Below are 22,698 nucleotides of genomic sequence, written 5' to 3'. Positions count from 1 at the left end.
ATAAAATTAGACAATCAAGACAAATCGTATCAGTTTATAAAATCAAATAAATTTATGTTAAGTTTATCAATATATAAAATCTTAAGGAGTTGTTATGATAAAAAAAATAGACCATGTAGTAATTACTACTAATAATATAGAAAATTGTATCAAATTTTATACAAAAATTGGTTTTACATTTAAGGAAATGAATAAAAGATATGAGCTTTATGCTGGAGATTTTAAGATAAATGTCCATATAAAAGGTCATGAACTTTCACCACATAGCAAAAACGTACAAACAGGTAGTGCTGATTTATGTTTTGAAATAAATGAAAATATTGATGAGACAAAAAAATACTTAGAACAAAATGATATTCAAGTTGAACAAGGAATTGTAGAGCGTACAGGAGTCTTTGGTAAAATGAAATCCATTTATTTAAGGGACCCTGATGGAAATTTAATTGAATTATCGAGTTATGGAGAATAGACTTTGGAAAATTTAATTTTATCAGTAAATGTTGTTCTTCCTTTGTTTCTCACAATGTCACTTGGATATGTTCTAAAAAAATTAGGCTTATTTGATGAACACACTTTAAATAAAATGAATAATGTTTGTTTCAAATCCTTCTTGCCATTATTATTATTTTTTAACATATATAACACAGATTTAAATGGCTCTCTTAATTTTAGACTTATGATTGTAGCTGTTATAATCATTTTTTCAACCTTCTTAATCCTAGTTTTTATTATCCCTAAAATTGAAAAAGATAATAAATCAAGAGGTGCATTAATACAAGGTATATTCCGTAGCAATTTCGTTATATTTGGTATACCTGTAACAATCTCACTATTTGGAGATAAGAGCATTGGAGTCACATCTTTATTAATTGCAGTCATTGTACCTATGTTTAATGTATTATCTGTTGTAATACTTGAAATTTTTAGAGGTGGAAAAGTAAACATAAAACATATGATTAAAGGTATTATAACAAATCCACTTATAATAGCTTCTGCAATAGGTCTTATTATGTTAATTTTAGATATTAATATTCCTACATTTTTACATAAGACAATTGGAGATATATCTAAAATTGCAACACCTTTATCTCTTATAATATTAGGAGGCTCTTTTAGTTTTTCTTCTATAAAGGGACATCTAAGACCCATTTTATTGGGGGTATGTGGAAGACTTATACTTGTACCTACTATATTCTTGCCAATTAGTATTCTTCTTGGATTTAGAAATGTAGAATTAGCCTCACTTATGATAATGTTATCTGCTCCAACTGCTGTTTCTTCATTTACAATGGCACAACAGATGGATTCTGATAGTGAACTAGCTGGTCAAATTGTAGTATTTACCTCTGCATTTTCTATAATTACAGTATTTTTAATAATATTTATTTTAAAACAGAATAATCTTATTTAAATTAATCCTATCTAAATATTTAGATTTACTTATTAAATGTTCAAATTTGCTTATATGATATTTTATAGTTGTATGCTTTTACTTCTACATAATATTTACGATATAAGCCTTATTGAAGATTATTTTATAAAATATTATGAAAGTGTTATTTATATTTACAAAATACTAGCCATACTATAAAACTTAATGGAGATGACTTTATGAAACCTTGTGAAAATACTGCTGCTATTTGTGGCTTATTTTGTGGCACTTGTCCAAGTTGTAATAAACTAATTATCTGGTTTGATAAAGATACACATAAATATAAATAATCAAAATATCTAACTTAATCTTTAAAATAAAAACAGGACTAACAATGTAAAATTATTAGTCCTGTTTTATTTTTTACTTTACGTACTTTCATTAAAAACTAAATTTAATTTTTAAATATTTTCCAAATGCACTAATTAAATAATGGCCAGTTATTCAACAATATCATTACTTCTTAACTATAAGTAATGCCAATGCATTTATAAAAAATAATACTGCTGTTATCTTTGTAACTCTAGCAAGAAATGCTTGTTTACCTTTTGGTTTAAAGTAAGCTTGACTTCCTTCTCCACCAAACTCTGAAGGCAAAGCATTCTTTGAATCTTGAGGCATTATGCTAATTACTAGTAAAATCCCTAGTACTACTTGCACACCCATTAAAATGTTGCTCATTATTGCCCCTCCTATCTACTTATTACTTAAATTTCATTACTCTTTAGTGTATCACAATAATATAGTCATTTCAAGACTATTAAGCCATAAATAACAAACAAAAATAATATGCAATTACTATATCTTTTTTGAATAACGTACTTCTAATAATTTGTTCCCAATATGTATCTCTTTCTCAAAATCATCACAAGTAAAACCATTTTTTTATAGAATTTTATAGCTCTAGTATTGTCTTTTAGAACCCATATCGTTATATGTGAATATCCTAAATTGCTTAATCTATCAATGCAAAATTGTAATCCTTTTTTTGTAACAGATGTTCCCCAAAAATCGGGATGGAAATATATAGAATATATTTCTCCAATACATTTTGGAGCATTATCCTCTTGGCTTCTATTTAATGAAGCAAAACCAGCAGGTATATCATTCACTTTAAAAAGATAATATTCCTCTTCAGCTTTTGGAATAACACTTTGGAAAACTTCTGCTCTTTTTTCAGAAGTGAATTCATCTATTATCTTATCTGGAATAATTCCTTTATACGCTTTTCTCCATGAACAAGAATGTATAAGACCCATTTCTGTAGCATTTTCAATTGTAGCTTGTATAATCTCTAAATTCATAAAAACACCATCCTATTGACAAATTAATACGATTATCGTACTATATTAGTACGACAATCGTATCATATATGGAGGTAAAAGTCAATGAATCCTGTAAAAGAGCTAAACAACCTGTGGCATATTGTTAGTATGCAGATGAAAACAGAAATGTGTAGTGGTAAGTATCCTACTATTCATGGTATTTCTTTAGTAGAATTAAGCATTTTAGAAATAGTTGAACAGTATCCAAATAGTATGATGAAAGAAATTAGTGAAATTTTAGAATTGCCAAAAAGCACATTAACAAGTGCTGTAAAACGTCTTGAATTAAAAAAATTTATTAAAAAGAATCCCTGTATTAAAGATAAAAGGGGGTATAACTTAGTCTTAACTGAATTAGGTTTAAAGGCTCAACAAGAACATAGAGATATAGAAATAATTGTATTTAGAAATCTCTTACATCAATTAGATAAAGATGAAATAGAAACTTTTATTCGTATTTTTTCTAAAGCTGTGAATAAAAGTAAGAAATGAAGCATAAAAAAAGGATAAGTGAATTGAAAAATCAACTATCACTTATCCCTTATAAGATAAATTTTTATCTTTTATGTTATCTTTTTAATCTTTAATACCATATTTTTAATCTTCAATAACTATTTTTTTAAATTATAGAAAGATTTTAATCCACAGTATCTAGCTTGCTCTCCAACCATTTCTTCTATTCTTAATAATTGGTTGTACTTAGCAACTCTATCAGTTCTTGATGGAGCACCAGTTTTTATTTGACCAGCATTTACTGCAACAGCTAAATCTGCTATAGTAGAATCTTCAGTTTCTCCTGATCTATGAGATATAACAGCAGTATATCCTGCTCTCTTAGCCATTTCTATAGCATCTAAAGTCTCAGTTATTGTACCTATTTGGTTAACTTTAACTAATATAGAGTTAGCTACTCCATTTTCAATTCCTTTTTCTAATCTCTCTGTATTAGTAACAAATAAGTCGTCACCAACTAATTGTAACTTATTTCCTAATTTTTCAGTTAATAATTTCCATCCATCCCAATCTTCTTCATCTAAACCATCTTCTATAGTTATTATTGGGAAGTTGTTTGACCAATCTTCATATAAAGCAACCATTTCAGCAGCAGTTAACTCTTTTCCTTCTCCTGCTAAAACATATTTTTTAGTATCTTTGTTGTACATTTCTGTAGCAGCAACGTCAAGTCCTAACATAACATCTTCACCTGGCTTATATCCAGCTTTTGTTATAGCTTCAACTATTAATTCTAAAGCTTCTCTGTTTGAACCTAAGTTTGGAGCAAATCCACCTTCGTCACCAACACCACAAGCTAATCCTTTTTCTCCTAAAACTTTCTTTAATGAATGGAATACTTCCGCACCCATTCTTAAACCTTCTTTAAAGCAACAAGCACCTACTGGTAATATCATGAACTCTTGAACATCAACGTTATTATCAGCATGCTCTCCACCATTTAATATGTTCATCATTGGAACAGGTAATTGCTTAGCATTTACTCCACCTAAATATTGGAATAATGGAAGACCTATTTCATCAGCAGCTGCTCTAGCTACTGCCATTGAAACACCTAATATAGCATTAGCTCCTAATTTTCCTTTGTTTGGAGTTCCATCTAATTCTATCATGATTGCATCTATAGCTGGTTGGTCAAATGCATCCATTCCTTCTATTTCTGGTGCTATTATTTCATTTACGTTAGCAACAGCTATTTCTACACCTTTTCCTAAGTATCTGTCTTTATCTCCATCTCTTAATTCAACAGCTTCAAAAGCTCCTGTAGATGCTCCTGATGGAACTATTGCTCTTCCCATCGCTCCATCTTCTAATACTACTTCAACTTCTACAGTTGGATTTCCTCTTGAGTCTAATACTTCTCTAGCATATACTAATTCAATAACTGACATTTGTATATCTCCCTTCGATTTTCTATTAGTTAAATTTTCATTTGCTGTAAACTTACATCTACTATTTTACTCTACTTTTTATATTATAGTACATAAAGACTTTTTTGAAAATTAGGTACAAATTTATTTGATGGGTAAATTTGTAAAAGTTCCTATTTTTATTTTATTTTTTATAATATTTTAACTTATATAGTATTAAAAAACTTGACTAAAATTCAAAAGTAACCTTTAATATATAACATTATAACTAGATTTAAAACATTAAACATAAAATGTACAACTAATGATTCTAAAATTTTTGCTTATATTTATACTTTCTTTTCTACTTATCAGAGTTAATTATTTTGAGATAAGTGAATGACCAGTCATTTCTTCTGGTTTTTCTAACTTCATCATATCTAAAACAGTTGGTGCTATATCGGACAATCTTCCTCCATCCAATAACTTTGCACTTTCAAATTCTTGACCAACTACAATAAATGGTACTGGATTAATAGAATGAGCTGTTACAGTCTTTCCTGTTTCTGGGTCTAACATATATTCAGCATTTCCGTGGTCGGCAGTTATTATTGCACTTCCACCTAATTCTACTATTTTATCTATTAATTTTCCTACACAAGTATCCACAGTCTCAACAGCTTTTATAGCCGCCTCTACACTTCCTGTGTGACCTACCATATCAGGGTTTGCAAAGTTTAACACTATAAAATCAAACTTATCTTCTCCTAATTTCTCCAAAGCTTTATCTGTCAATTCATATGCTGACATTTCTGGTTGTAAATCATAAGTTGCAACCTTTGGAGAAGGTATCAATAATCTTTCTTCACCTTTATTTGGTTCTTCTACTCCACCATTGAAGAAGAAAGTTACATGTGCATACTTTTCAGTTTCAGTAGCTCTAAGTTGAGTCTTTCCATTGTTAGCTAGATACTCACCTAGAGTATTAGTTAAAGATTGAGGCCCAAATGCTATATGCACGTTTTTTATAGTTATATCGTACTCTGTTAAGCATACAAAGAAGTTTTTAATATCTTCTCTTTTAAATCCATCAAACTCTTCACAAACTAGAGCTCTAGTTATTTGTCTAGCTCTATCTGGTCTAAAGTTAAAGAATATAATTGAATCATTTTCCTTTATACTTCCAACTGCCTTATCATCTTTCATAATAACTGTTGGCATTATAAACTCATCATTTTTTCCATTGTCATAAGAGTTTTGAATAGCTTCCTCAATAGAAGTTGCTTTTTCACCAATACCTCTAACCATAGCATTGTATGCAAGCTCTACTCTTTCCCATCTCTTATCTCTATCCATAGCATAATATCTACCAGAAACTGTAGCAAATTCTCCTACTCCAATTTCATCCATACTAGCTTGTACTTCTTTAGCATATTCAAGTGCACTCTGAGGGTCAGTGTCTCTACCATCAGTAAATGCATGAACATACACCTTTTTTATACCTTTATCTTTTGCCATTTTGATTATAGCTTTAAGATGGTCTATATGTGAATGTACTCCTCCATCAGACAAAAGTCCCATTACATGAAGAGAATGCTCTTTTGCATTATCCATAGCTTCACATAAAACTTCATTATTAAAAAAGTCACCATCTTTTATAGATTTTGTTATTCTAGTTAAATCCTGATACACAATTCTACCTGCACCTATATTAGTATGACCAACTTCTGAATTTCCCATTTGACCATCAGGTAAACCAACATCAAGACCACTAGCATTTATCAATGTGTTTGGATACTCTTTCATTATTTTATCTAAGTTAGGAGTTTTGGACTTAGCAATTGCATTTCCATTAACATCCTTATTATATCCAAACCCGTCCATAATAATTAAAGCAACTGGTTTTTTCATCATTTCACTCCTTAGAAATTAACAAGGTCTAGGTAGTCATTACTAGCTAAACTAGCTCCACCTACTAAAGCTCCATCTATGTCACTTTGACCCATTATTTCAGCTACATTTGAAGGTTTAACACTTCCACCATATTGTATTCTAACTTCATTAGCTAATTCTCCATATAATCCTTTTATAACTTCTCTTATATATGATATAACATCATTAGCATCTTCAGCAGTTGCAGTTTTACCAGTTCCAATAGCCCAGATTGGCTCATATGCAACGACTACTTTTGCTAAATCATATTTAAGAACATTTTCTAAAGCTTTTTCAACTTGAACTTTACAAACATCTTTAGTTTTTCCAGCTTCTCTTTGCTCTAAAGTTTCTCCAACGCATAGTATTGGGTCTATCTCTACTTCTAAAGCTTTTAAAACTTTTTTATTTACAGTTTCATCAGTTTCATTGAAGTATTGTCTTCTTTCTGAATGTCCTATTACAACATAGTCCATATCTATTTCTTTTAACATAAGAGGTGAAACTTCTCCTGTAAATGCTCCTTTTTCTTCAAAGTGCATATTTTGAGCACCTATCTTTATATTTGTACCCTTAGTAGCTTCTTTTAAATCCTTTAATAAAGTAAATGGTGCACATATAACAGCCTCTACTTTATCAGAATTAACTTTATCTTTAACTTCATTTACAAATTCTAAAGCTTCTTTTATTGTTTTATGCATTTTCCAGTTTCCTGCAATTATAGGTTTTCTCATTTTACAATCTCCTCTATATATTAGTTTATTTATTATCTAATGCTGCAATACCTGGTAATTCTTTACCTTCTAAAAATTCTAGTGATGCTCCACCACCTGTTGATACGTGAGTCATCTTATCTCCAAATCCTAATTGATTAACTGCAGCTGCACTATCTCCACCACCAATTACAGTAGTTGCATCAGTTAACTCTGCCATAGCCTTAGCTACTGATAATGTTCCATTTGCAAAGTTCTCAAATTCAAACACTCCCATTGGTCCATTCCATACTACAGTTTTTGATTCTTTTATAGTTTTTACAAAGTTTGCTATAGTCTTAGGTCCCATGTCTAATCCCATATAATCTTCTTTTACATTAGCATCTTCTGTTACTATTGGAGTTGCATCTGGTGCAAAGTGGTCTGCCATAACAACATCTACTGGTAATAGTAAATTAACCCCTTTATTTTTAGCTTTCTCCATCATTTCTTTTGCATATTCTACCTTATCTATTTCAAGTAGAGATGTTCCTACTTCATAACCTTGAGCTTTCAAGAATGTATAAGCCATTCCTCCACCTATTATTAGGTTATCAACTTTTTCTAATAATTCATTTATAACAGCTAATTTATCAGAAACCTTAGCTCCTCCAAGTATAGCCGTAAATGGTCTCACTGGATTTGCAACAGCTTCTCCTAAAAATTTTAATTCTTTTTGGATTAAGTATCCGCAAACTCTCTCTTGTAAAAATTCTCCCGCTCCAACTGTTGAACAGTGTGCTCTATGAGCAGTTCCAAATGCATCATTTACAAATATCTCAGCAAGTGAAGCTAATTCTTTAGAGTAGTTTTCTTCGTTTTTAGTTTCTTCTTTTCTATATCTAGTATTCTCTAATAATACTACATCTCCGTTTTCCATGTTCTCAGTAGCTTTTTTTGCATTTTCTCCTACAACATTATCGTCTGCTGCAAATACCACTTCTTTACCTAACATTTCAGATAATCTCTTTGCAACTGGTGCTAAAGATAATTCTGGTTTAGCTTCTCCCTTTGGTTTTCCTAAATGAGAGCATAATATAACTTTTGCTCCTTTAGAAATCAAATATTGAATCGTTGGTAAAGCTCCATTCAATCTATTTTCATCAGTAATTACACCATCTTGTAATGGCACATTAAAGTCACATCTCACTAATACTTTTTTTCCGCACACATCAATATCTTCTATAGTTTTTTTGTTAAGCATTGACATAAATATCTCTCCTTTTAATAAAGTAATTTTTTATTGCCAAGTATAATATAGTACATACTTTTACCCTATTAAATATATCATATTATCATATTTTTATATATAGTATGTAACATTATTTAGGTGTATTTTATATATTTTTTCTTAAAAAAAGTCCTGAGTCCGTAGTATTAAACTACAAACTCGGACTTTGTCAATCTACTTTTCTATTTTCTCAAAGCTGACTATTTTGCTAATTGTGCAAAGTATCCTAAAGTTCTTATTAATTGAGAAGTATAAGACATTTCATTATCATACCAAGAAACAACTTTAACTAATTGCTTTCCATCTACTTCCATAACTTTTGTTTGAGTAGCGTCAAATAATGAACCGTAGCTTATTCCGATTATGTCAGAAGATACTAACATTTCTTCAGTGTATCCGAAAGATTCGTTTGAAGCTTCTTTCATAGCTGCATTTATTTCTTCAACTGTAACATTTTTTCCTAATGTACAAACTAATTCAGTTATTGAACCAGTTACAACTGGTACTCTTTGTGCTGCACCATCTAATTTTCCTTTTAATGAAGGTATTACTAGACCGATTGCTTTTGCAGCTCCTGTAGTGTTTGGAACTATGTTTCCAGCAGCAGCTCTAGCTCTTCTTAAGTCACCTTTTGGATGAGGACCATCTAAAGTGTTTTGGTCATTAGTGTATGCATGTATAGTAGTCATTAATCCTTTTTCTATACCGTATTTGTCGTTTAATACTTTAGCCATTGGAGCTAAACAGTTAGTTGTACAAGAAGCTCCTGATATAACTGTTTCAGAACCATCTAATATGTCACTGTTTGTGTTGAATACTATTGTTTTTAAATCTCCAGTAGCTGGTGCAGATATAACAACTTTTTTAGCTCCTGCTTGTATATGAGCTTCAGCTTTATCTTTAGATGTAAAGAATCCTGTACATTCTAATACTATATCTACTCCTAGTTCAGCCCATGGTAGGTCAGCAGGATTTCTTTCTGCTGTTACTTTTATTTCTTTTCCGTTTACTACAAAAGCACCTTCTTTAACTTCTATCTCTCCATTAAATCTTCCTTGAGCTGTATCATATTTAAATAAATGAGCTAACATTTTAGCGTCTGTTAAGTCGTTTATTGCAACAACCTCGAACATATCTTGTTGCTCCATCATTTTTCTTAATGCTAATCTTCCTATTCTTCCAAATCCATTTATAGCTACTTTAACCATTTTCGCTACCTCCTATAAAGTAAATGTATGTTTTCTAGCTCTGTGCTAGGTCTTGACTTTTATAATAATGACAATATCTTATAAGCACTTTCTTCATCTGTTACAAGAACCATGTTTTTATGCATATTCGATATGGCTAATAAGGCTTCTACTTTTTCAGTACCTGCAAAGATTGCAATAGTTTCTTTTACTTGTTTAACTGTCTCCAAATCAATTCCAACAGTATTCAATTTATAAACTATTTCTCCATCTTTATTGAAATAATATCCAAATGCTTCTCCAACTGCATTTTTAGATAATATCTCATCAACCTTATCTTCTGGAAGTTTTCTTCTCTTTGCCATGACATCTGCTCTACCTATACTAAAAACTAAAATGTCTGTCCTTTTAATATACTCCAAAGTTGTCTTAATCTCTGGCACTTGGCTAAGAGTTTTCATTGCACTTTCATCCAACTCATCTGGTATATGTAAAAGTTTGCAATTAGAATGTAACTTCTTACTTACTGAAGCAACTATGTTATTAGATTGCATCTCTACATCAGTTCCCATACTTCCTCTAGCTGGTACTATTGTAGAGTTTGGGTATCTCTTATCAGTTTTAATAACGTTTGAAAACTCCAACATAGTGCTTCCACCAGTTATTGAAACAATATCTCCATCTTTCAAGATGTTTAAGAAATACTCACATCCATATCGAGTTACATCTTTTAGTAAACTTCCATTTTCATCACAGCTTCCAGGAACTAGTATTACCTTTTTTATTCCAAGCTTTTCTCTAACTCTATCTTGTAACTTAGACAATCCCATGATGTCACTCATGATGTCTTTAAGTTTGTCTAACAAATCTGAACCTTCTTTAGTGATGGTCATTCCAGATACAGCTACATCTATAAGCCCTTGCTCTTTTAAAAACTCTGTCTCTGACCTGATTATTCTTTCACTAATTTCTAATACATTTGATAAGGTTCTTCTACCTATTGGCTCGCTTAAAGATATTTGTCTTAAAATAGAGTATCTTCTTTCCATAAGTTCAATTGCCTGTGGAATTAATTTCTTTTGAATTTCTAATAAGTTCTTCATAACATACTCCTTATTACTTTCCTTTCGGGACTTTTTGTGTCCCTAGTGTTTATTTAAGTCCCACAAGATATTTTTATTTTATAGGATTTGCGTATAGATTTCAATAGTTTTTCAAAAACTTTTTTATTTTTTTGTTTTGTAGAATATTTCTCCACCATTTTCAAAGTACAGTATTTTTTCTTTTTATATAAGGTTTTTTATATATGTTTTTATATTTTTGTCTTATTTATACTCTATGTGTTTTTCCTTTTGTAATTATTAAATTTAATAATATTTTATTTATACCAGTAATCTTCTTGTTCTAATATTTAATCATTCTTTCCAAACTTTTATTTAAATTATGTTTTCTATTTTTTTAGTATTTTATTTCATAACATTTTTAGCCTAATTTTCATTCCCCTTTTAATTAGCCTTTTCCCCTTGTTCTACTGATATTTGTATTTTACTTATTAGTATTCTTTTCTCTTACTTGAAGATAAAATTCCTAATTCTTCACGATATTTGGCAACTGTTCTTCTTGCAACATTGATTCCTTTTTCTTTTAGCAGCTTAGATATATGGTCATCACTTAAAGGTTTCTTTTTATTTTCGTCTTTTATTGTTTCCTTTATAATTTTTTTTATGCTTGTACTAGATGCCATTTCATTATTCTCAGTTTCAATGGCACTACTAAAGAAATATCTAAATTCATACACACCAAAAGGTGTCAGCATATATTTACCATTTACACCTCTACTTATAGTAGATTCATGGAATTCCAATTTTTCTGCTATGTCTTTCATTTTTAAAGGTTTTATATATTTTGTCCCTTTTCTCAAAAATTCATCTTGAGCTTTTACTATTTCTTCTGCAATCTTAAGTACAGTAGTTTTCCTACTTTCTATATTTTTCATAAGTCCTGTTGCTGAATTTAGTCTTTCTTTTATAAATTCCTTTGCACTTTCATCAGACTGTGAATTTTTTAATATGTCTTTATAATAATTATTGATTCTTATCTGATAAGAATCTTTTTCATTTAAATATACAATAAATTCATCATCAATTTTTTCTACAGTTACATCGGGTTGAATGTACACACTTTTTTCTACTGAGCAAGTTCTTCCTGGTTTTGGGTCTAATGTTTTAATTATATTTATTAGTTCAACACACTTTTGTAGTGACATATTGTATTTTTTACTTATCTCTTTATATTTATTATTTGCAATCAAATTTAAGTCTTTTGTAACGATTTCCTCTAAAATTTCATTATATATTCCTAAACTTGCCATTTGAATCATCAGACATTCTGAAAGACTTCTTGCTCCTACTCCACTAGGTTCCAACTGCTGAACACTAATCAAACATTTTTCAAAAAGTTCCTCATCTATCTTTAAAGTATCAACAATTACTTTTTCCTCAGTTCTTAAATATCCATCCTCATCTAAACTGTCAATTATATACTCACAGACTTCCAATTCTTTATCTGTCAGTTTATATAAGCTTATCTGAAATTTCAAATCCTCATATAAATTTGACGAATATTTAACTAAATTTTCTAGATTAACTTCATTATCAGGATTATAGCTTATCTCTGTTCTGTCTAAACGTCTTGACTTGTCCATATCCTTTATATATTCTTCCCAATTTATTTCCCCACTTTTTTCAACTTCAACTAATGGGTTATTCTCTGCCTCTCTTTTAATCTCTTCTTCTAATTCTAACTTACTCATATTTAATATTGATAATGATTGCTTGAGTTGTGTAGTCATTATTAGCTTCTGAGACTGAGTTAATTCTAGACTATTATTAAAATTCATTCTGCTCACCTCTCAATTTTATTAAACTTATTTTATAAAAGAAAAACCCTCCTGTATATGTATATTCTATCATTTAAAATATACCTTATGCAAAAGGGTTTTTTTTATTTACAATTTCATCTATTTTTTTATTTAATATTTCTTTTTTTTGTTACTTTTTTTTGCTATATGGAGTATTTTGTAATGGTAGTTCAGTTCTAAACTCTTTATCAAATACATAATAGGCATTTTGCACTGCTGGTGCAGTAGGAACTGTACAAATTTCTCCTACGCCTTTTGCTCCATAAGCCAGTAAATCTTTGTTCTTTTCAACTATCACAGCTTGTATTTCTGGTATATCTGTAGACTTAAATAAACCTAATGTACCAAATTTAGCTGTAGGTACAGAGTTAACTACTGGGTAATCCTCAGTTAGAGCGTATCCAAGACCCATAACTACTCCACCTTCTATTTGTCCTTCTAAACTGATTGGATTTATAGCTCTTCCAACGTCATGCGCTGCCACTACTTTTTCCAATTTTCCATTTTCATCTAGCATTACAACTTGTGTCGCATACCCATAAGCGACATGGCTTACTGGATTTTCCTTATCACAACCCATTTTATCTGTAACACTTGAATATTCTCCGTAAAACTCTTCTCCCTCTAGCTCATGTAAAGTTTTACCAGATTCTAAAACTTCTTTTAATTTATTTGATGCAACTTTAGTAGCTTCTCCTGTAAATACTGTCTGTCTTGAAGCCGTAGTATTACCAGAATCTGGTGTAAGATGAGTATCTGGAACTTCATGCACTATACTTTCAGGTGGTAAACCAGTAGCTTCACAAACTACTTGAGTCATAACAGTACCAAGACCTTGACCTATACAAGAAGCACTTGTTCTTATATGAACTCTTCCATCTTTTATTACTAATCTGCATCTTCCAACATCAGGTATACCAACGCCAACTCCACTATTTTTCATTGCACAAGCTATACCTGCACGTGGGTGCTTCTCATACTCTTCTTTCACAGCTTCTAGCGTTTCTGCCATTGCTGTTCCTTCATCTGCAAATTGACCATTTGGTAAAACTTGCCCAGGTCTTATTGCATTCTTATATCTTATTTCCCAAGGTGATATACCTGCCATTTCAGCAAGTAAATTTAGGTTACATTCTGTTGCAAAACAACTCTGTGTAACTCCAAAACCTCTAAATGCTCCACCAGGAGGATTATTAGTATATACTGCTGTTCCTGTTATATCAATATCTTGATAATTATATGGTCCTGCTGCATGAGTACACAATCTTTGTAGTACTGGACCTCCAAGAGATGCATATGCACCTGTATCAGATATTATAGTTGCTTTCATCCCTGTTAAATATCCATTTTCATCACATGCTGTCGTAAATTCCATTTCTGTGGCATGTCGTTTTGGATGAACAATAATACTTTCTTTTCTTGTTAACTGTACCTTTACAAATCTTTTCGTATGATAAGCAAGTAAGGCTGCATGGTGTTGAACGCTCATATCTTCTTTTCCACCAAATCCTCCACCTACCATTTTATTTATCACTCTTACTTTTTCATGTGGTAACCCTAACATGTCTGCACATTCATGCTGAGTAGCAAATACTCCTTGGTCTGTTGAATAGATTATTACTCCATCTTCTTCATAAGGACCAGCTACTGCACACTCAGGCTCTAAAAATGCATGTTCTGTAGCAGGTGTAGTATATCTTTTAGTTACAACATATTTTGAATTTTCTATCTTTTCTTCAGCATTTCCTCTTACTAAATGTTCCTTAACAAGTATATTACCTGTCTCATGTATCTTTGGAGCATCCTCTCTAAGAGCATCTGCTGTAGTACTTAATGGTGTTAATTCTTCGTAATCTATTTTAACTAGCTTTTTTGCTTCTTCTAATGCTTCTCTAGTTTCTGCTGCTACTAAGACTATTCCATCACCTAAATATCTAGTTATTTCACCTTCTGGTATTAAAGTGTCCCAATCCTTCTTTAAGTGACCTACTTTTATAGTTCCTGGAATATCTTTAGCTGTTAACACTGCAACAACTCCTGGATAGGCTTTTGCTTCTTCTATATCTATTTTTTTGACTAAAGCTCTAGGATATTTTGCTCTAACTGCTGAACCATAAATCATACCCTCAATTCTCATATCATCTACATATTCAGAATATCCAAGTGCTTTACCTACTGCATCAACTCTAGGAAGATTTTCACCTACTAGACCTTTACAGTTTACTTTTGGTACATCTATATCTTCTCTAAAAATCTTTGCTGCTAAATCGACAGCTTTAATTATTTTTACATATCCTGTACATCTACATATATTACCTTTTAAAGCTTTCTTTATATCCTCTTCAGTAGGATTATCGTTAACGTCTATGAGTGCTTTTGAACTAATTACCATACCTGGAATACAAAATCCACATTGTACAGCTCCTTGGCTAGCAAAAGAATATGCAAAAACATCTCTTTCTCTTTCTGATAATCCCTCTATAGTCGTTATGTTTTTCCCAGCTAATTTATCAGTTTTAAATACACATGCTTTAGTTGCTTTGCCATCTATTATAACCATACATGTTCCACAAGCACCTTCTGAGCACCCATTTTTAACTGAAGTTATATTCATATCTTCTCTAAGGAAGTCCAAAAGTTTTTTTCCTTCTTTTGCAACAACTTTCTTTCCATTTAATATAAATTCTACCATTCTCTAGCCCCCTTTGTTAGACGCCTCTTTATATATTTCCCACTTGGAGTATTACAGATTAACTCTCCCTCTTTAACTACTTCTTTTCCTCTTAAATAAACATGTTCTATTTGACAATCCACTTCATACCCTTCATAAGGTGTATAATCTACATTTTGCAATTGTTTCTTTGCTTCTATTTTAGTTTTTTTGTTTGGATTTAAGACTAATATATCTGCATCACTACCTATTTCTATAGTTCCTTTATTAGGATACATTCCAAATAATTTTGCTGCATTAGTTGATGTTACTTCTACCATTTTGTTAATAGATATTTTATTTTTACATACTCCATATGTGTATAAAAGACTCATCCTATGTTCTACACTTGGAGAACCATTTGGTATCTTGCTGAAATCGTTTATTCCAAGCTCCTTTTGTCCCCTATAATTAAAAGAACAATGGTCTGTTCCTATAGTATCTATTTGACTATCTGAAATAGCATTCCATAATATTTCATTATTTTCTTTATCTCTTAAAGGTGGTGACATAACATATTTAGCACTTTCAAATCCATCTAAATCATACAATTTATCATTTAATAGAAGGTACTGAGGACAAGTTTCAACTATTACATCCACACCTCTTTGCTTAGCTTTTAAAACTTCATCCAAGGATTCTTTGCAACTTAGATGAACTACATACACCTTAGAATTTGCAACTTCAGCTATCTTCATAAGCCTTGATGTAGCTTCTGCCTCGAGTATAGCTGGTCTAGTTAATTGATGATATTTTGGAGACAAATTATTTTCTGCCCTCGCTTTATCCACAAGTTCACATATTATATCCCCATTTTCACAATGGAATCCAATAATTCCACCTATCTCTTCTGCTTTTCTCAAGGCTTCAAATATGACACCATCATCAACTTGGAGACTTCCTTTATATGCCATATACAATTTAAATGAAGATACACCCTCTTTTACCATATCTTCCATTTCATTACAAACTGAGTCATTCCAGTCTGTTATAGCCATGTGAAAACCATAATCTGAGTAAGATTTATCTTTGGCTTTTTCATGCCATTCTTCTAATCCTTCTCTTAAAGAACATCCCTTAGCTTGTGTAGCAAAATCCAATATAGTAGTAGTTCCTCCAACTATAGCAGCTTTTGTTCCTGTCTCAAAGTTATCTGCTGTTTTAGTAACCCCTGTATCTAAGTCAAAGTGAGTGTGTGTATCTATACCTCCTGGTATAACATAAGAATCACTAACATCGACTATTTCATCATTTTCTTTTGATATATCAAAACCTATATCGACTATTTTTTCATCTTCTATTCTTACATCTGCACAGTAAGTTTTTTCACTTGTTACTACTTTCCCACCTTTTAAAACAATTCCCATATAGACTCCACCTTACTTATAACGTATCAATTTATTTTATCTCAAGCAATTAACTTAAAGTAATTTTACTAGAACTTTTATACCACCTAAACTGTGCTAGAATAGTTTTGTATATTGCTTTATATTAGATTATTACTATAGCTCGTCTACTAATCTCATATATTTATCATTTCAGTACATATTACTCTAAGTTAATTATAAAAATTCTATATAATATTATTCATTTACAGCTTCTACTTGATTGTAGCAGATGCTTAAAGCTCCTTTTGGACATCTAGTTACACATAATCCACATCCAAAACATTTGTCTGCATCTATATTTAATTTATCTGTAACTTCTAATGCTTCATATACACAGCTTGTTACACATTGCTTACATTTGATACACTTGTTATCATCTACAACTGGAGCTACTGAATGAGTTCTAAATCCTCTAGCTGCCATTTTCTTATGAGTTAATCCTTTTATTTCATTAACATCAGAATATCCGTTTTCATCTAAAAATTCATTTAATTCTTTAGCAATTTTTCCATAGATAGAAGGCCCTTTAAGAATTGCTTCTGTACATACTTGAACAGCGCTTGCTCCAGCCATCATCATTTCAGCTACATCTTTGCCACAAGTGATTCCACCAACACCTATTATTGGTATATTTACAACTTGAGAAGCTTCATATATACATCTTATTGCTAAAGGTCTTATTGGTGCACCTGATAACCATCCGTATCCAGCTTTACTTCCCATTATAGGGTATCCTGTATTTACATCTATAGCCATACATGGTCCAAATGAGTTTATCATTACAAGTCCATCTGCTCCTGCTTCTTCAACAGCTTTTGCAATAGTTTGAATATCAGTATGAGGACTCATTTTCATAAACACTGGTACGTCTAAAACAGCTTTTGCTGCTTTTAAAGCATTTACTATTGGAGCAACATCTGTACCTACATAATGAGTAGATAATTCAACTGCATCAGCATAAGGTTTTACTAAAGGAGCAACCTCAGCTATTTGCTCTGCTGAATATCCCATACTTACTATTACTGGAAGCCCTGTTTCTTTTACTTTTTTGTATTCTTCTTCTATCCATTGTTCTTTTGGAAGCTCTGACCATAATTCTGTATTTAAGAAACCACTATTAGTTTTTGCCATACATGGTCTTGGTACATCTGCTGGTAATACAGATATAGTTTTTGTACATATAGCTCCTGCTCCACCTTTTGCTGCTTCTTGACAGAGAGCACCATCTTTTGCTCCAGGACCTGCTGCTGTCATAATTGGATTTAAGAATTCCATTCCATATAAATTAACTTTTAAATTAGCCATATTATTATCTCTCCCTTAATTAAATATTTTTAATATTTAGCTTATATTCTTTTATTTGTATTTGTTATTTATCTTCTTTTTATATTATTTCTATTTTGCTTCTTCAACTTTATTATTCTTCTCTTTTTTAGAACCTAATTCATTGAAGAATATATTTAAAAGTACTGCTGATAAACTACCTGTTGTTATTCCACTATGGAATATTGTTTGTACCCAAGTTGGGAAATTATTATAAAAAGCAGGATTTGTTAGTGGTATCATAGATAAACCAACACTAACTGCTACTATAACTCCATTTTTAGTTCCATCAAACTTTACTTTACTTAGAGTTTTTACTCCTCCAACCATTACCATTCCAAACATTGCAAACCCTACTCCTCCAAGAACAGGCTTAGGTATTGCTCCTATTATTGCTGCAAATTTTGGTAAGAAACCAAGTACTAGCAATATAACCCCTGCATAAACTGCTATAAATCTTGATTTTATACCTGTAAGACCTACTATTCCTGTATTTTGACCAAATGGAGTTATTGGGAATGAGTTGAATATTCCAGATAAAGCTGTAGATATTCCATCTCCAAATAGACCTCTTTTGATATTTTTACCTGTTACTTCTTTATCTACCATTTCATGGATAGCTATCATATTACCAACTGATTCTGTCATAAGTACTAACATAATTAAGCACAATGATAGTATTGCAGATGGTTCAAATCTAGGCATTCCAAATTTTAAAGGTACATTTAAGTTAAGCCAACCAACTCCATTTACTGCACTAAAATCTGCCATTCCAACTGCCATGGAAAGTAGTGTACCAAGTACTATACCTACCAATATAGCTGTACTATTCCAAATTCCTTTTAAGAATTTAAATGAAAGTAAAGTTATTGCCAATACTGCCAAAGCCAATGCTAATGAGTTTGGTTCAACCGCTTCCAATTTGTTGTCAGTTATCCACTTTATCCCAACTGGGAATAGTGAAATACCTATTACCATAACAACTGTTCCAGTAACTACACTAGGGAAAAATCTTATTAATTTTTCAAACACTGGAGCAAGTAATATACAAAACAATCCAGCTACGATTACAGAGCCAAATACTGTCTGTATTGCAACCTGAGAATCACTATATGATGAGGCTATTGCTGTCATACCTGCCACAGCGGCAAAACTAGTTCCTTCTATTACTGGTATTTTAGCACCTACAATATTTCCTATACCAACACTTTGTATGAGTGTTCCTATCCCTGCCATAAATAAGCAAGCATTTATTAAAAAAACAATACTAGCATGATCTAGTCGTGCAGCACTTCCTATCATCATAGGAACCGCTACTGCTCCTGCACACATTGCCAAAACGTGCTGTAGTGAAAATACCCAAGATTTGGATATGGGTAATCTTTCATCTACTGGAGCTATTTTAGGGCTTTTATCTTGAGACATTTTGGGTCTCCCTTCTATATTTAATTTAATATTCTATTCCATATATTTTTTATCTATATATTTCATTTAAATTCCTATTTTTGTCCAAGTTATATTTTACAATGTTTAAATTCTATTCCATAGATTTTGGCTTAATTCTCTACTTTTAGCTAAAATACTTTCTTCGTCTATGTTTACTAACTTTCTATCTTTCATAAGTACTTTTCCATTTATAATAGTTGTATCTACACTTCTTCCACTCATACCAAAGATAGTGTGTCCCCCTATTGTATTTTCTGTCAATGGAGTATGTGGTATATAATCAACTACTATTACATCTGCATAAGCACCTTTTTTAAGTACTCCTAGGTCATTTTTATAATAAGCTTTAGCTATTTTTCTATTGTTATCGAATAACATTGTTTGTGACTCTCCAAATCCAACTCTTGGGTCTTTTAGGTGATGTTTGTGAATTATATTGGCAACTTTTAGTGATTCAAACATATCACTAGTATATCCATCAGTTCCTAGACCTACTGTAACATCTCTTTTTAATAACTCTATTGCTGGAGAGCATCCAACTGCATTTCCCATATTAGATTCTGGATTATGAACTACAAATGTATTCGTTTTATTTAAAAGACTAATTTCATCTGTACTTATATATATACAATGAACTGCTATAGTCTTTTCCTTTAGTACTCCAAAATCATTAAATCTTTCTAAAACTCTCTTCCCATATTTGTCTACATTGTATTGTAAATCATCTATACCCTCAGCAACATGTACATGATACCCTGTATCAAGACCATCCATTTCTGAAGCACACTTATTTAATGTATCATCAGATAGTGTAAATGCAGCATGAAGACCAAACATCCCTTTTATCATATCTGTATCATCTTTTTGAGCGTATTTTATAAAGTTTACGTTTTCATTGATTCCTTGTTGGATTGTATCTCCACCATCTCTATCAGATACCTCATAGCAAAGGCATGTTCTTATTCCTAAATCCTTTGCAACATCTGATATTGTAAACAAACTTCCTTCGATTGCATTTGGACTTGCATGATGGTCATAAACTGTTGTCACACCATTTTTTATACATTCTATATACGTTGCATATGCACTGTACTTAGTATCTTCTAGTGTAAGTTGCTTATCAAGTCTCCACCATAAATTGTTCAGTATCTCTAAAAAATTCTCAGAAGGTTTTCCTGGAACTGCCATTCCTCTAGCAAATGAGCTGTATATATGCATGTGTGAATTTATTAGACCAGGCATGATTATCTTCTTGCCTGCATCTATAAATTCATGTACTGGATATTTAGCTTTCATTTCCTCTGTAGTACCTATATCTTCAATTAGATTATCGTTTATTACTACACATCCATCTTCCATATAGGGATTTAAAGAATCTTGGCTTATTAGCCTCCCATTCCCCACTAAAATCATAAATTTATTCCTCCTTAAAGCTAAGATTTAATTTTTAAGTACTTTTCCTGCTTTAATTTTATTGTATTTTCCTTCTTCAACAACACAATTTCCATTTATAATTACATAATCTATACCTGTAGGGTACTGCATAGAATTGATAAAATCATCACATCCACTAACTGTATCCTTGTCAAATATAACTATATCTGCAAAATATCCTTCTTTTAATTCGCCTCTATCTTTTATACTAAAGCTTGTAGCTGCTTTTTTAGTCATTTTATAGACAGCTTCTTCAATTGTTAGTACATTCAACTCCCTAACATATCTTCCTAGTATTTTAGGGAAAGAACCATATGCTCTTGGATGTGGTTTACCTGCTAAAAGACCATCTGTACATACATTTTGCTCGTCTCTTTTCATAAATCCTATTATATGTTCTTCCAATCCATAGAAATCTACCATTCCAACTGCATTTTCTTCTTCTTTTAATAAATCAAACGTTGCATCTAATGGGTCTTTTCCTCTCATTTCTCCAATTTCTAACAAGCTCTTACCAATTGTATCTTTATTTTTTTCTGTCTTTACACTTGTTACAAATATTTGGTCTATCCCTGCAAACTCTATAAAGTTATCCCAACCTTCTATTCCATTTGCTATATCTTTTTTCATTTTTGCTCTTTCGTTTTCATCACTTAGTCTTTCTATTAACTTATCAGTTCCTCCAGAATGTGCCCAAGGAGGTAAAACTACTCCAAGCATTGTACTTCCTGCTGCATATGGATACTGGTCAAAAGATACTCTTATTCCTTCTTTTTCAGCTTTTTCTAAAAGCTCTATAACTTGAGGTATATACTTCCAATTTGATTTACCACAAACCTTAAAGTGTGAAAAATGAACTTTTACTCCTGATTGTTTTCCAATTTCTATGATTTCTTCCATTGATGTTAAAATTGTATCTGCTTCACTTCTTTGGTGAACTACAAATACTCCATCATATTTTGCTACAACCTTACACATCTCTATAATTTCTTCTGTCAATGAATATGCACAAGGTATATATATAAGTCCAGTAGACAATCCTATAGCTCCTGCTTTTAATTCTCTCTCTGTGATTTCACACATCTTTTGAATTTCTTCTTTAGTGGCAGGTCTATCTTCAAGTCCCATTGCTTCCATTCTAACGTTTCCATGAGGTACTAGATAAGTTTCATTTAAACCTACCCCATTGTTATCCATCATTTTTAGATAATTCTCTGTTGTTTCATATTTCCAATCAATTTCATCACTTTCACCATCTAGGCCTGCTAAATTTTTTCTCCAAGAAGATATATGTTCTTGAGGTAGAGGGGCCATAGATATACCATCTTGGCCCAACACTTCTGTTGTAATTCCCTGTCTAATCTTTACCTCATTATATGGATTAACTAAAATCACTAGGTCTGAATGGCTATGAGTATCTATGAAACCTGGACATATAACTCTACCTTTTGCATCTATAACTTTGTCAGCTTCTTCATTTAAATCCTGTGATATTTTTAATATTTTCTCATTTTCTATTAAAATATCTCCTTCATATGCTGGTGTTTTACTTCCATCTACTATAAGCCCATGTTTTATTAAAGTTCTCACAAAACCATCTCCTAATTATTTTTTATAAACTGATTTTAATATACCATAATATCCTTCTGCACCTTTGAATAATTGGTCTAATTCTATATGCTCATCTATTGTGTGAGCAAGATTTTCTTTAGAAGGACCAAATCCTATTGTTCTTATTCCAGCCTCACCTGCATAA

General features: G+C 31.4%; 18 protein-coding genes. 3 read left to right on the top strand and 15 right to left on the bottom strand.

Going from position 1 to position 22,698, the window contains the following annotated elements:
* Positions 1-94: 94 nt before the first annotated feature.
* Positions 95-469 carry a VOC family protein gene (locus Q3304_RS01935; protein ID WP_065388497.1) on the top strand — a complete coding sequence of 125 codons (375 nt, stop codon included), beginning with the start codon at positions 95-97 and terminating at the stop codon, positions 467-469.
* Between the two features lie 3 nt (positions 470-472).
* Positions 473-1,411 carry an AEC family transporter gene (locus Q3304_RS01930; RefSeq protein WP_054271645.1) on the top strand — a complete coding sequence of 313 codons (939 nt, stop codon included), beginning with the start codon at positions 473-475 and terminating at the stop codon, positions 1,409-1,411.
* 477 nt (positions 1,412-1,888) lie between these two features.
* Here Q3304_RS01930 and secG read toward each other — a convergent pair whose 3' ends face one another.
* Both secG and Q3304_RS01920 read right to left on the bottom strand, forming a co-directional pair.
* Positions 1,889-2,113: a preprotein translocase subunit SecG gene (gene secG / locus Q3304_RS01925; protein WP_003421948.1), complete on the bottom strand. Its 225-nt coding sequence runs from the start codon at positions 2,111-2,113 to the stop codon at positions 1,889-1,891.
* 143 nt (positions 2,114-2,256) lie between these two features.
* The gene (locus tag Q3304_RS01920; protein WP_407814601.1) at positions 2,257-2,736 is read right to left on the bottom strand and encodes a GNAT family N-acetyltransferase; all 480 of its coding nucleotides are present in this window, start codon (positions 2,734-2,736) and stop codon (positions 2,257-2,259) included.
* 84 nt (positions 2,737-2,820) lie between these two features.
* Between Q3304_RS01920 and Q3304_RS01915 the strand changes: the two genes are divergently transcribed.
* Complete coding sequence (locus Q3304_RS01915; protein ID WP_054277596.1) at positions 2,821-3,249, top strand: MarR family winged helix-turn-helix transcriptional regulator; 429 nt, start codon at positions 2,821-2,823, stop codon at positions 3,247-3,249.
* Positions 3,250-3,368: 119 nt separating this feature from the next.
* Here the strand turns inward: Q3304_RS01915 and eno are convergent, their stop codons facing one another.
* The 13 genes from eno to Q3304_RS01850 all read right to left on the bottom strand — a co-directional run bounded on the left by eno (position 3,369) and on the right by Q3304_RS01850 (position 22,532).
* Positions 3,369-4,661: a phosphopyruvate hydratase gene (gene eno / locus Q3304_RS01910; protein ID WP_054271648.1), complete on the bottom strand. Its 1,293-nt coding sequence runs from the start codon at positions 4,659-4,661 to the stop codon at positions 3,369-3,371.
* 339 nt (positions 4,662-5,000) lie between these two features.
* A complete protein-coding gene (gene gpmI, locus Q3304_RS01905) occupies positions 5,001-6,530 on the bottom strand; it encodes a 2,3-bisphosphoglycerate-independent phosphoglycerate mutase (RefSeq protein WP_407814602.1) in 1,530 nt (509 codons plus the stop codon).
* An 11-nt stretch (positions 6,531-6,541) separates the two neighbouring features.
* Entirely contained in the window at positions 6,542-7,285 is a 744-nt protein-coding gene (gene tpiA, locus Q3304_RS01900) for a triose-phosphate isomerase (RefSeq protein WP_407814603.1), read from the bottom strand.
* A gap of 25 nt (positions 7,286-7,310) precedes the next feature.
* Positions 7,311-8,513, bottom strand: coding sequence for a phosphoglycerate kinase (locus Q3304_RS01895; RefSeq protein WP_054271651.1), 1,203 nt, complete (start codon positions 8,511-8,513; stop codon positions 7,311-7,313).
* A 221-nt stretch (positions 8,514-8,734) separates the two neighbouring features.
* Positions 8,735-9,742 (bottom strand): type I glyceraldehyde-3-phosphate dehydrogenase, encoded by a 1,008-nt coding sequence (gene gap, locus Q3304_RS01890; protein ID WP_021385974.1) that lies wholly within the window; start codon positions 9,740-9,742, stop codon positions 8,735-8,737.
* A 59-nt stretch (positions 9,743-9,801) separates the two neighbouring features.
* A complete protein-coding gene (locus Q3304_RS01885; RefSeq protein ID WP_054271652.1) occupies positions 9,802-10,824 on the bottom strand; it encodes a sugar-binding transcriptional regulator in 1,023 nt (340 codons plus the stop codon).
* Between the two features lie 449 nt (positions 10,825-11,273).
* Complete coding sequence (gene rpoN, locus Q3304_RS01880; protein ID WP_054277599.1) at positions 11,274-12,620, bottom strand: RNA polymerase factor sigma-54; 1,347 nt, start codon at positions 12,618-12,620, stop codon at positions 11,274-11,276.
* Between the two features lie 151 nt (positions 12,621-12,771).
* Positions 12,772-15,333 carry a selenium-dependent xanthine dehydrogenase gene (xdh, locus tag Q3304_RS01875; RefSeq protein WP_054271654.1) on the bottom strand — a complete coding sequence of 854 codons (2,562 nt, stop codon included), beginning with the start codon at positions 15,331-15,333 and terminating at the stop codon, positions 12,772-12,774.
* Positions 15,327-16,718 carry a dihydropyrimidinase gene (gene hydA / locus Q3304_RS01870; RefSeq protein WP_407815172.1) on the bottom strand — a complete coding sequence of 464 codons (1,392 nt, stop codon included), beginning with the start codon at positions 16,716-16,718 and terminating at the stop codon, positions 15,327-15,329. Before hydA ends, xdh begins: the two co-directional genes overlap by 7 nt.
* Positions 16,719-16,934: 216 nt before the next feature.
* Complete coding sequence (locus Q3304_RS01865) at positions 16,935-18,044, bottom strand: 4Fe-4S binding protein (protein WP_021385954.1); 1,110 nt, start codon at positions 18,042-18,044, stop codon at positions 16,935-16,937.
* 90 nt (positions 18,045-18,134) lie between these two features.
* Positions 18,135-19,487 carry a nucleobase:cation symporter-2 family protein gene (locus Q3304_RS01860; protein WP_054277600.1) on the bottom strand — a complete coding sequence of 451 codons (1,353 nt, stop codon included), beginning with the start codon at positions 19,485-19,487 and terminating at the stop codon, positions 18,135-18,137.
* Positions 19,488-19,592: 105 nt separating this feature from the next.
* Complete coding sequence (gene ssnA / locus Q3304_RS01855; protein WP_223195781.1) at positions 19,593-20,921, bottom strand: putative aminohydrolase SsnA; 1,329 nt, start codon at positions 20,919-20,921, stop codon at positions 19,593-19,595.
* Positions 20,922-20,948: 27 nt separating this feature from the next.
* Positions 20,949-22,532, bottom strand: a complete 1,584-nt coding sequence (locus Q3304_RS01850) for an amidohydrolase family protein (RefSeq protein ID WP_054277602.1) — start codon at positions 22,530-22,532, stop codon at positions 20,949-20,951.
* Between the last annotated feature and the right edge of the window lie 166 nt (positions 22,533-22,698).

The organism is Clostridioides sp. GD02377 (assembly GCF_045899875.1).
Lineage (GTDB): Bacteria > Bacillota > Clostridia > Peptostreptococcales > Peptostreptococcaceae > Clostridioides > Clostridioides difficile_A.
This window is presented reverse-complemented; position numbering and strand designations above follow the sequence as displayed.

What these genes read in the sequence shown, in the direction of transcription:
- xdh (WP_054271654.1), bottom strand. Translation starts at nt 15,333, where the DNA reads ATGGTAGAATTTATATTAAATGGAAAGAAAGTTGTTGCAAAAGAAGGA.
- Q3304_RS01895 (WP_054271651.1), bottom strand. Translation starts at nt 8,513, where the DNA reads ATGTCAATGCTTAACAAAAAAACTATAGAAGATATTGATGTGTGCGGA.
- Q3304_RS01860 (WP_054277600.1), bottom strand. Translation starts at nt 19,487, where the DNA reads ATGTCTCAAGATAAAAGCCCTAAAATAGCTCCAGTAGATGAAAGATTA.
- hydA (WP_407815172.1), bottom strand. Translation starts at nt 16,718, where the DNA reads ATGGGAATTGTTTTAAAAGGTGGGAAAGTAGTAACAAGTGAAAAAACT.
- ssnA (WP_223195781.1), bottom strand. Translation starts at nt 20,921, where the DNA reads ATGATTTTAGTGGGGAATGGGAGGCTAATAAGCCAAGATTCTTTAAAT.
- Q3304_RS01865 (WP_021385954.1), bottom strand. Translation starts at nt 18,044, where the DNA reads ATGGCTAATTTAAAAGTTAATTTATATGGAATGGAATTCTTAAATCCA.
- gap (WP_021385974.1), bottom strand. Translation starts at nt 9,742, where the DNA reads ATGGTTAAAGTAGCTATAAATGGATTTGGAAGAATAGGAAGATTAGCA.
- rpoN (WP_054277599.1), bottom strand. Translation starts at nt 12,620, where the DNA reads ATGAATTTTAATAATAGTCTAGAATTAACTCAGTCTCAGAAGCTAATA.
- eno (WP_054271648.1), bottom strand. Translation starts at nt 4,661, where the DNA reads ATGTCAGTTATTGAATTAGTATATGCTAGAGAAGTATTAGACTCAAGA.
- Q3304_RS01885 (WP_054271652.1), bottom strand. Translation starts at nt 10,824, where the DNA reads ATGAAGAACTTATTAGAAATTCAAAAGAAATTAATTCCACAGGCAATT.
- tpiA (WP_407814603.1), bottom strand. Translation starts at nt 7,285, where the DNA reads ATGAGAAAACCTATAATTGCAGGAAACTGGAAAATGCATAAAACAATA.
- Q3304_RS01935 (WP_065388497.1), top strand. Translation starts at nt 95, where the DNA reads ATGATAAAAAAAATAGACCATGTAGTAATTACTACTAATAATATAGAA.
- Q3304_RS01920 (WP_407814601.1), bottom strand. Translation starts at nt 2,736, where the DNA reads ATGAATTTAGAGATTATACAAGCTACAATTGAAAATGCTACAGAAATG.
- secG (WP_003421948.1), bottom strand. Translation starts at nt 2,113, where the DNA reads ATGAGCAACATTTTAATGGGTGTGCAAGTAGTACTAGGGATTTTACTA.
- gpmI (WP_407814602.1), bottom strand. Translation starts at nt 6,530, where the DNA reads ATGAAAAAACCAGTTGCTTTAATTATTATGGACGGGTTTGGATATAAT.
- Q3304_RS01915 (WP_054277596.1), top strand. Translation starts at nt 2,821, where the DNA reads ATGAATCCTGTAAAAGAGCTAAACAACCTGTGGCATATTGTTAGTATG.